General features: G+C 49.4%; 8 protein-coding genes. 1 reads left to right on the plus strand and 7 read right to left on the minus strand.

Going from position 1 to position 10,246, the window contains the following annotated elements; translation table 11 throughout:
* Positions 1-102: 102 nt before the first annotated feature.
* Positions 103-1,989 (plus strand): hypothetical protein, encoded by a 1,887-nt coding sequence (locus KTH89_RS14175; RefSeq protein WP_238722138.1) that lies wholly within the window; start codon positions 103-105, stop codon positions 1,987-1,989.
* A 2-nt stretch (positions 1,990-1,991) separates the two neighbouring features.
* Here KTH89_RS14175 and KTH89_RS14180 read toward each other — a convergent pair whose 3' ends face one another.
* The 7 genes from KTH89_RS14180 to KTH89_RS14215 all read right to left on the minus strand — a co-directional run bounded on the left by KTH89_RS14180 (position 1,992) and on the right by KTH89_RS14215 (position 9,690).
* The gene (locus KTH89_RS14180) at positions 1,992-3,590 is read right to left on the minus strand and encodes an ABC1 kinase family protein (protein ID WP_238722139.1); all 1,599 of its coding nucleotides are present in this window, start codon (positions 3,588-3,590) and stop codon (positions 1,992-1,994) included.
* A gap of 138 nt (positions 3,591-3,728) precedes the next feature.
* Positions 3,729-4,337, minus strand: coding sequence for a DUF454 family protein (locus KTH89_RS25000; RefSeq protein ID WP_158346415.1), 609 nt, complete (start codon positions 4,335-4,337; stop codon positions 3,729-3,731).
* Positions 4,334-4,462, minus strand: a complete 129-nt coding sequence (locus tag KTH89_RS25125; protein WP_334300804.1) for a nitrous oxide-stimulated promoter family protein — start codon at positions 4,460-4,462, stop codon at positions 4,334-4,336. Before KTH89_RS25125 ends, KTH89_RS25000 begins: the two co-directional genes overlap by 4 nt.
* Positions 4,462-6,120 (minus strand): amino acid ABC transporter ATP-binding/permease protein, encoded by a 1,659-nt coding sequence (locus KTH89_RS14200; protein ID WP_238722140.1) that lies wholly within the window; start codon positions 6,118-6,120, stop codon positions 4,462-4,464. Before KTH89_RS14200 ends, KTH89_RS25125 begins: the two co-directional genes overlap by 1 nt.
* Entirely contained in the window at positions 6,104-7,852 is a 1,749-nt protein-coding gene (locus KTH89_RS14205) for an ABC transporter ATP-binding protein/permease (RefSeq protein ID WP_334300806.1), read from the minus strand. Before KTH89_RS14205 ends, KTH89_RS14200 begins: the two co-directional genes overlap by 17 nt.
* Before the next feature lie 304 nt (positions 7,853-8,156).
* The gene (locus KTH89_RS14210) at positions 8,157-8,990 is read right to left on the minus strand and encodes a hypothetical protein (RefSeq protein ID WP_158346423.1); all 834 of its coding nucleotides are present in this window, start codon (positions 8,988-8,990) and stop codon (positions 8,157-8,159) included.
* Between the two features lie 253 nt (positions 8,991-9,243).
* A complete protein-coding gene (locus KTH89_RS14215) occupies positions 9,244-9,690 on the minus strand; it encodes a phasin family protein (RefSeq protein WP_238722142.1) in 447 nt (148 codons plus the stop codon).
* Positions 9,691-10,246 lie beyond the last annotated feature (556 nt).

The raw sequence follows: 10,246 nt of genomic DNA on the forward strand, positions 1-10,246 counted from the left end.
CGATAAGACAGGGTTCCGGCATTCAGTCCGGAACCCTTTTAAAATCCAAAGGAACAGTAACGAAGAAATAGCATATCAGCGGGAAGATAAGAGCGTACCGTCATGAAATACGAGTACATAAATTCAGCCAAATATAACTTAAACACAATAACAAAAGCCTTTGAACATGAGAGCCGGAACGATTTTTTCCGAATCTGCAAAATATTGAAATTTACAATTCATCCATATCCGGGACCTCAGAAAAATAAGAAAAAAATAGAGGACCTGGACCGTTGGCTTAAAGGAAGGCTGACGGATGAGGAAGGCAGGATCTGGGACCGGATTCTGCGGGAATCCGGCTATATCAATAGGTTATACAAAGATTTATACTCAGATGAAGAATATGAGCAGGCAAATGCGATAGATGGATCAAGGGAGCTTTCCGCTTACCTTATGTTCGTCGAATATTATCTGACTTCCCTCTTGAATTCGTTGAGGGGAAGGAACGATCTGAATGACCTGCTTGGGATTCAGAGTGATTTAGGAGAGATACCGGATGTCAATGAACGCATGTTATGTTACGGCGAGCTGTTTGATCATGTGAGTATAGAAATAAAAAACGCTTTGGAATACATAGCGTTTTACAAAAATCACAACCAGATCTGCGACAGGGTTGACACGAAAGAGATCCTTAAGGCAAAAGGCCATCTGCTGTCGGTCATGAAGAAAAAAATCATTGATCAGATCGTAGAAAGCTGGCAGTTTGGCGATCCGGTTATAGCTATGGATCAGGATGTGTTCCTGTGCGAACAGGATGACTGGGGCAACCGAATCCGGACGTATTGGGAGATGCGAGAACGCAGCACTTATACTACAAGCATGCTGGCAGCGGAACAATATCCGGTAACCACAGATAATGAAGAGCAGCAGGAATTTGACCGGACGAATTTTATATTACAGAGGCAGTTGTACGCAGATTTATCCGACTGCCGTTGTGAGATCGAGGGCAAAGAGGGAGAAAATATAACCGTAAAAATACAGGATTTGATCAAAGCCTACGCCCGTTTAAAAACGATATGCAAAAATCACCTAAAAACCAGAAAAATAGAAAATCTGAATGGGAATATGCGGCAGGTCTGTGTACAGATAAAAAAGAAAGATTTAAAGAGGGAGCTTGCAGAGCTAGAATTGGAAGATCCGGAATGTGTTCTAAAGCTTCTGACCTATGGAAAGGCGAAAGACCTGTTGGACGCCCCGCTTCTTGCGACCGGTATATATTATTATATGGTTCCCAGTTTGGTTGCCGAATTACAGATATCGGAAGTCCTATTATCCTTGGCGAATGGATTTTATTTCCGGGGGAAAGCGTTGGAACACCGCCTGTTTCGATTGCTGAAGGAAGAAAACATCATATGCGGTAAAATAAAAAGACACGAAAGTTCGGATACATACGAATGTGACAGTGTATTTGTCCTGGAAGACTGCCTGTTCCTGGTAGAAGCGAAAGCCTGGGGATTTCCGGCGAATATTACACAGTATTATAATATGAATAAGAAAATTATAGAGGCTGACAGGCAGATTAACCGTTTGTATGAATATATCCGGAAGCATATACCGGATGTCCTGCAAGAGTTGGGATTGGACGAAGGCTATAAAATTAATCATATCTACAGAATCATACTCAGTAATTTCCAAAGGGCGGATGAGCAGGAATTAGAAAACTCCTTCTTGTGTGATTTCAATTGTTTCCGGGGTGTGATCAAGGGGATTCCCAGCGGCGTCTTGGTAAAAGCTCCCCGGTCTGAGAAGCTTTTAAAAGTATCTGACGAGCCTAACCGGCTTTCGAAAATAACGGCAGAAGAGCTGGTCAATTATTTACAAAGAAATGAATTATTGGATCTGACAAAAGATATATTATACGAAAAAGAGTTCTGTGAACCGATTCATAAACTGCGTATCAAGAAAACATACCTGGAGCGGAAGCTGCCCTTGGCCATGGTCTGGCCGTAGATTTATTTCTTCGGCCGTATCAGGATTCGGAAAAGCAGGTACAGGATAAGACAGGCGGACAGGCCAAAACCGATCCAGGACAGCCAGGGGATGCCAAGCGGTGCGGGCCGTATCGGAGTCAGACACAAAACACAGGCCCCCAGTATCAGCGCGGCTGCGAGAATACTCAGTGCCAGATAGCCGGTGGAATAGCGGAAGACCCTTTGCATTTCCAGGGAATCGGTCAGCTCCAGGTTGATTTTTGTCTGTCCGTTTTTGGTAATATTCAAAAGATCGGACAGCTGCGCGGGAATCTCCAGGGATTTTCCCATGGACAGATAGAGCTGGCGTGCGTTTCGTCCCAGCTCTTTTTTTAGATCCAGATCCTGATACAGAAGGGATGACATATGCGCGGAGAGGATCTGGAACATATTCACAGCCGGGGAACAGGCGCAGAGCAGTCCTTCCATTGTGATGATACTGCGGCCTAAAAGCGTAATATCCGAGGGCATGGCGATCCTGTGAGCCTTTACCAGATCCAGCAGGCTTTCGATCAACCGGCCCAGATCCATGCTGCCCAGATCCATCGTGAGGTACCGGCTGACAAGATCATCAATATCCGTATAAAGCCTCGTGTGATTGATCCGCTCTTTCGGCTCTCCAAGACTTAGCAGTACATTCTTCAGCTCATAGATGTCATTTTTTAAAACAGCCATAATCGCCCGTTTAAACAGCTGTTTATGGTGATCGGAAAGCTGTCCCATCATGCCCAGGTCCAGCCATGCGATCTGTCCGCCTTCTACGCGCAGATTGCCCGGATGGGGGTCCGCGTGGAAGAAACCGTCCTCTAAAATCTGTTTGCAATAATTTTCCGCAGCTTTTTCACCTATTTCACGCATATCATATCCCAGACCCGTGAGTTCCGGTATCTGGTCGATCTGTACGCCGTCGATATAGCTCATGACCAACAGGTGCGGGGTCGTCAACTGGTGATTCACCAGAGGACAGGTCACATAGGAGATCTCCTTTTGGTTCTCCCGGAACCGGTCACAGTTGGCGGCTTCTTTGAGAAAATCCATCTCTTCCTGGGAGGTTTTCCACAGTTCATCAATCACCATCCGAAAATCAATCAGATCTCCGGTTCCGATGGTAAATTTCAGCAGAGTAACAGCTTTTCGCATCAGGGCGATATCATTTGCCATGGTTTCCCGGATGTGGGGACGCTGAACCTTGACCACCACCCGTTCCCCCGTCTTTAATAGGGCGGGATGCACCTGCGCGATGGAAGCGGAACCAAGCGGTTTCGGTTCGATGGCGGTAAATACCTCCTGCACCGGACGGCCAAGCTCTGTCTCGATAATCTCCCGGATCGTCTCATAGGGCAGCGGACGAACCTCTGTACGAAGCCTGGTCAGCTCCCGGCAGTAGGCTTCCGGTAGAATGTCAGAGCGCATAGACATAATCTGGCCCAGCTTCACATAGGTGGGGCCCAGATCTTCCAGGATCTCCCGCAGCTTAACAGGCTGTAATCCGCGGGTAATATGATGTTTTTTTAAAACCCCCAGGATTTCCGTCAGACGGTTTCCGGAAGGTCCGGCTGATAATATTGAAGGATCCGGCATAGGCAACTTATCTCCGTATTTTTTATCTTTAGCTTAGTATAACACACTCATGAGAAAAGTCTGTCCGTTCTGAGCAGTTTTATAAAAATTTAAGATATGCACAGTCCGCATGCGGACTAAAAAAATAAGCATCTGGGATTATGAAGCGGCCTCCCACACCTGCTCCACCTGATAGCCGGCCCGCTGCACCAATTGTATCAGCACATCATTTTCAACCGGTTCCTTTAGATAGACAGTGGCCAGGTTTTCCTGAAAATCAACGTCAGCCTGAATATTTCCTGCGCTGTCCAAGGCGCATTCCAGCCGCCTTGCGCAGTTCTCACACCGCATTCCGGTGACGCGCAGCTTCTTACAGATCAGAGGACGGGTATCCTCGGGAACCTCTTTTTTCGTTTTTATAACAAAGATAAAGATAAAAATGTGCATGACCCATACACAGGTCAAAATAATACGCCCCACAGGCACACGGCTCATCATCAGAAACCCAAAGGCCATAGTCAGAGTGACTAGCGTCATAATACGGATTTTGGCCTTTACGGTCATACCCTGGCCCCGGACAAAGCTCTCCAGATTGTTCTTATAAAGTTTGGTTCCGATAAACCAGCGGTGGAGTCTGGGTGAGCTTTTGGCAAAGCAGACTGCCGCCAAAAGCAGAAACGGAAAAGCCGGCAGCAGCGGCAGTGCCGCTCCTAAGGCCCCCAGACCTAATCCGATACATCCCAAAGTAATATAAAGAATTTTCTTCATAGCTGCCTCTCCAATCTTTTCTTCTCTTTTTTCGTTTCCAGGACATGACGGACCGCTGTTAAAGGGTGATGAAAAATCATCCTGGGCCCGGAAAACCGCATAACTTGACGGATCTGTTCCCACATTAACTCATCCTCCCGTTTTCCACGGAATATACGGTATCCACGATCCGCATGGTGGAACGGCGGTGGGAGACCAGAACGATGGTTTTACCGGAACGCTCTTCCCCAAGCGACCGCAGAATCACCGCTTCGCTTAAGCTGTCCAGGTTGCTGGTGGGTTCGTCCAGCAGCATAAACGGCGCGTCATGAAGAAAAGCGCGGGCCAATCCGATCCGTTGGCGTTCTCCGCCGGAAAGGGTGTCGCCCAGTTCTCCGACAGGGGTATCATATCCCTTAGGAAGATTTTGGATAAACTCGTGCACAGAAGCCTTCCGGCAGGCTTCTTCCAGCTCCTGCTGGGTAGCGTCCGGTTTGGCAATCCGCAGGTTGTTGGCGATACTGTCGTGAAACAGATGGGTTTCCTGGGTTACGAAGCTTTCCAGATTCCTAAGGTTTGGCGTGTTGATGCGGTCAATATCACGGCCGGACAGTTTTACTTTTCCATTCCCGGCATTCCAGAACCGCATGAGCAGTTTTAAAAGTGTGGATTTGCCGCTTCCGCTTTTTCCGGTGATTCCGATGACCGAATGTTCCGGTATTTTTAACGAAACGTCTGAAAGGATGGTTTCTTCCCCATAAGAAAAAGATACGTGCTCGGCAGACGCCCCGGAAAATGTGATTTCCGTCTCATTGGTTACTTCTTCCACCGCCGGAGTTTCATCGAGAATATCCAGTACCCGGTCACCGGCGGCAAATGTATTCTGCAAGGTACTGCCCAGATTGGCCAGAGCGACCACAGGACCAAAGGAGCTCATCAGAGCGATCACCGGGATTAATACACCGTCAAAACCGGTCTGCCCCTTCTGATACAGTATGGCGGAGAGGAAGAGCATAGCCATGTCAAACAGCAGGATTACCGAATTGGTACAACCCATATTCCGGCCGGCAATGCGTTTCATGCGGGCTTCATCACCGGAGAGCTGATCCGTCTTTTGGTTGATTTCCTCCAGACGGCGGCCGCCCATGGCATACTGGATCGTTTCCGGAAGCCCCCGCAGACTGTCCAGCACGAAGCTGCTCAATTCACCGGAACGAGTGCGGAACCGTATCCCGTCATCCCGGCTGGCTTTTGAGATCAGCACCGGGATTAATGCGCCCACCGTGAAATAGGCGGCCGCCGCCAGGCAGCCCAGCGCCCAATGATAGCTGCCGATATAAAGACACATCACAACAGACATCAAAAAGGCAATCACGATAGGGGAGACCGTATGTGCATAAAATACCTCCAGCAGCTCAATGTCCGAGGTAATCACGGATATCAGGTTCCCCTTGTCCCGACCTTCCAGCTTAGCGGGACACAGACGCCGCAGTGCCTGAAATACTTTATCCCTGATCAGCGCCAGCAGCTTAAAGGCGATAAAGTGATTGCAGGACTGCTCCCCATAGCGCAGGAACCCCCGAAGGACGGCGAAAATACCCGCACAGACAAATGCAGTGCTCATATTCAATGGAATCTGGAATTGAAGCAGGTCTAAAACTGCGTATCCGCCCAAAATGGTGATAAAGGCAGCGCAAAGATGCCCGGCAAGCCCCATCAGAACTGCCAGCAGCATAAATCCCGCCAGCGGCTTAACCAGCCCGATCAATCGTCTGCAGATTGTGAGATTACTCCGCTTTTTCATGTTCCGCCTCCTGCTTTCCATAGTGTTCAAGCGCCTGCTGTGTCTCCCAAAGCTTTGCGTACACCCCGCCGGCCGTCAATAGTTCCTCATGGTTCCCATGCTCCGCCACAGTTCCGTTATCCAGTACGTAGATCGTATCTGCCTCCACCACATTTGCCAGCCGGTGGGAGATCAGCAGGACCGTCCTGCCGGCGGCCAGAGTACGGATCTGATCCATAATATGGTTTTCACTCTCCACATCGATATTGGAAGTGGCCTCGTCAAATATATAGACGGGACTGTCATGGAGAAGCGCCCTGGCAAGCGCCAGCCTCTGGCATTGTCCTCCGGACAGGTTCGCTCCTTTTTCCATGAGCAGCGTATCCAGTCCCTGTTCTTCCCGAAGAAAATCCGCCAGCTTCATCTGTCCGAGCACCTGCCATAATTCACCGTCCGATGCATCAGGTTTACCCATCAGCAGATTTTCCCGCACGGTTCCCTTAAACAGGTAGCTGCTATGGCTGATATAGGTGACGTTTCTCATCAGACTTTCTTCCGTGAGATTTTGCAATTCCACACCTCCCAGAGTGACGGAACCGGAATACTTTTTGTTTCTGCCCATCAGGATGGAGGCAACCGTTGACTTCCCGCAGCCGCTTTCCCCCACCAGGGCTGAAAAACTTCCCTGGGGAAAATGGAAATCTGCTCCATGCAGAATTTCCCGTTCTTCCTCATAGGAGTAGCTTAAATCCGAACATCTGATATCATATCGGTTTGGGACAGCGGCCGTCCCCTGTTCCGGTTCCGGCAGGTCCAGCAGATGGAAGATCTTATCACTGGCCGCCATCCCGTTCATGGCGATGTGAAAGAAACTTCCCAGCTGCCGCATGGGGATAAAGAAATCTGCGGATAACAGAATAATGGTAAGGCAGCCGGCTAAAGTTATATTTCCGGCCCTGTATTGGGTGACTGCCATAACCATCCCAAGCGCTGCGCCGCCATAGGCGATCAGATCCATAATCGTAATGGAATTCAACTGCATCGTGAGGACCTTCATGGTGATTTTACGGAAATGTTCCGCCTCCCGGTTCATTTCGCTGCTTTTATATGCGTCGGCCTGATAGATCTTCAACGTGGTCAGCCCTTGCAGATTTTCCAGGAACGTGTCCCCCAGGGTAGTATATTGGCCCCAGTATTTTGCCAGCAGTTTTTTGGCGAAGGTCTGGACCGCAGCGATGGAGACCGGAATCAGAGGAACACAGATTAACAGGACCAGGGCCGCCGGAAGATTCACAAAGCTCAGCACGAAAAACAAAGTCAGGGGGGCCAGCATACTGTAGAAAAACTGGGGCAGATAGGAGCCAAAATAGGTTTCCAGCTGATCGACGCCCTCCACAGATACCTGTACGACCTCGGAGGTACTGACTTGTTCCCGGTAAGAGGCGCCTAACCGGAGCAGTTTACGATAGATCAGTTCCCGGAGCGTTTTTTTCACCGCCCGGGAAGAAAGATATCCCATCCTGGCCGCAGCGGCGGTACAGGCAAAGCGTATCAAAACAGCGGCGGCAATGATAACAGCGACCAGCATAAAAGTCTGTGGAAGCGCCTTATCCAGGTACAGCTCCTGCAGCAGATTTGTGACCGAGAAGATCATTACAACATTGGCCAGCAGGCTAAACCACTGTACCAGAACATTTCCGGTTATGTACTTTCGGCTCTCATCGACGACGCCAATCAGTCGTTTGTTAATCATCATGTGGGTTTCCTCTTTCTAAACAGATTTTTCAAACTAGTTAGACGGTGCTAACCATCGGGCTTAAAAAATACGCCGCGGCAGGCGTTCTTTTTCCGATATGAATTCTACCACAATTTCAGGAAATGTGCCCCATAAAATTGTTGCATAATAGCTACAAATATCGGAAAAAATTCCCTATGCAAGACCCATTTACTTCCCGATATCCGCGCGGTTAAGAAAAGTTGCACGTGTGCTACAAATAAATACCAGACCCAGCCTCTGTGTTCTGTCTGTTAAAGATCCGCAAGATATCCGCAGAAGTTTAAAACAAAATTGTAAAGATTGCCACGCTTTCCGGCATGTGTACCGGGCCGATGGAAATGGACATTTTCAGGCAGACGCTTCCGTGCAGGACCCGCCCCACATCATTTCCGATATTCACGAAATGCAGCACTTCCGCCGGAATATGCCAGAAATCACCGTTTCGCTCCGCGTCACAATAATGCTCTCCGTCAAAATATTTTAAACTGCTAAGCTTTGCTGATTTTTTCAGCCCGTCGGCGGCAGAAGAATGCGTAACCGGGAGCGCTTTCAGCCGGATCACACCCAGATCCTTTTGAACCGTCAGGTCACAGGGATGTTCGAACCCCTCGTTCGCCATGGAGATATTATCATGATTCTTCACATTTTCCCGGTAAAGAATAAAGGGCAGGGAGTAACTGCCATCCCGCAGAGTACGGCACAGTACGGAACCGTCAAAATTCTTCCGGTTTCTGAGAACATGCTTAACCCGATAGCGTTCTTCCGTCCCCCGGATAACTTCAAAGATCTCATCCGAACAGTACAGGGAAAGGACCCTGGCGTCCTTCTGGGCTGCCTGAGGCGCCACGCCCTCATAGATCAGGTGGTTCATTGCGATATCCATCCGCTCGGCATATTTTTTAGCGGCGTCAGATCCGGCCGGGGTCAATGCAGGATGCCTTACCTCAGAACGGTCCAGCAAACCTTCTTTTTCCAAAGCCATCATAGCCCGGCTGACCGCATACTTCTCCTCCACCAGCGTCTTCGAAAGATTAGTAACCGTGCAGCTCTCCTGAGACATTTCCAGGAAACAGATCAATATTCTCAACTTTAGTATTTCAATTTGATTCGGCATATTTTACTCCTTAGACAGATAGAAAACCGGTAAAGCAGCAAGCCGCCAGAAATAATACACCCAAAAACGCCCTGCGCCCGCCGGACAAACGAAGTCCGGCCGGCACAGGGTGCTTCAGTTTCCGGCGTAAACATTACATATCCGGCGGTATACCCGTTTTCCTTCTCATTACCCTTCATCCGCCATCATACCGCAAAACGGACTTCAAAAACAAACATCGAAAAGCAAAATTCAACCATAACTAACCGAATGACTAAGCGTCGGCACTATCCTCATCAGAATCAGCGCTTTCCTGATTATCAGCGCCATCAAGACCGGATTCACAATTACAATCCTCATCCCCGGCATCGCCGTCACTCTCATCCTGCGCGTCCTTTGCAGCCTGAGCCGCCCTCTTTTCCGCTTCTTCCTTTTCCAAAGCAGCCAGTTTCTCCTTAAGCACGTCCCGTTCTTCCTTCGGCATATGATCCACTGCGGACATAACATCTTTATATTCCTTGATAATATTCACCGTCACATGATCATTCATCTTTTCCTTAGCGGAGCGTTTCAATTCCTCATTCAGCACGCGTCCCTGCTCAACGGTGATCTCACCCTTTTTCACCAGCGTATCCACCAGATCCTTGGCAGCATCTGCGGTTGTGGCGATGGCCCCTACTCCTGCCAAAAATACTTTCTTCAATCCTTCACTGATATCCATCTACATTCATTCCTTTCGTGAAATATCGTGTCCATGTATCTATTCCTAAGTATACCACACAATCCTGAAAAGTCCTTCCTTTCTGCCCACTTTTATAAAAATTTAATAAAATTGGGCGTTCGCTGAGAGCCGAGGGCTGGGGCCCGAGGGCCGTGAAGCCCTCAGGGGGACAGGTGGGAGGCTCTTTTGGGGGAGGCGGGGCGGACTCCTGGCTTTTGGCGGGCTGAGGGCGGCTGTGCTGATGCTTAGGGAAATCAGGGCCGCAGATTCAGGATGCACGGCGGACTTCACGTCTGACTGGCAAGGGCCGCTGAACCGAGGGCTGTCGCACGAACATAGCGCTCTTCCTGGGGAGATTCGTATGCCCGCTGCTTAAGGCTTGGAACCACGGGCGGTATACGGGGACGCTCCGGGGGGCCGGGTTCTTTTGTATCTCCCTGGGAGCGCGGAGGGCTAACGCTGGAATACGCTAAGTGAAATCGAAAAGCCGGGTTCAGGAACCGAGCCTATTCACCAGGAACACGTGATGTGTTCCCGGTTCAGAGGCTCTTGCCCG

This window comes from Diplocloster agilis (assembly GCF_019042275.1).
Taxonomy (GTDB): domain Bacteria; phylum Bacillota; class Clostridia; order Lachnospirales; family Lachnospiraceae; genus Diplocloster; species Diplocloster agilis.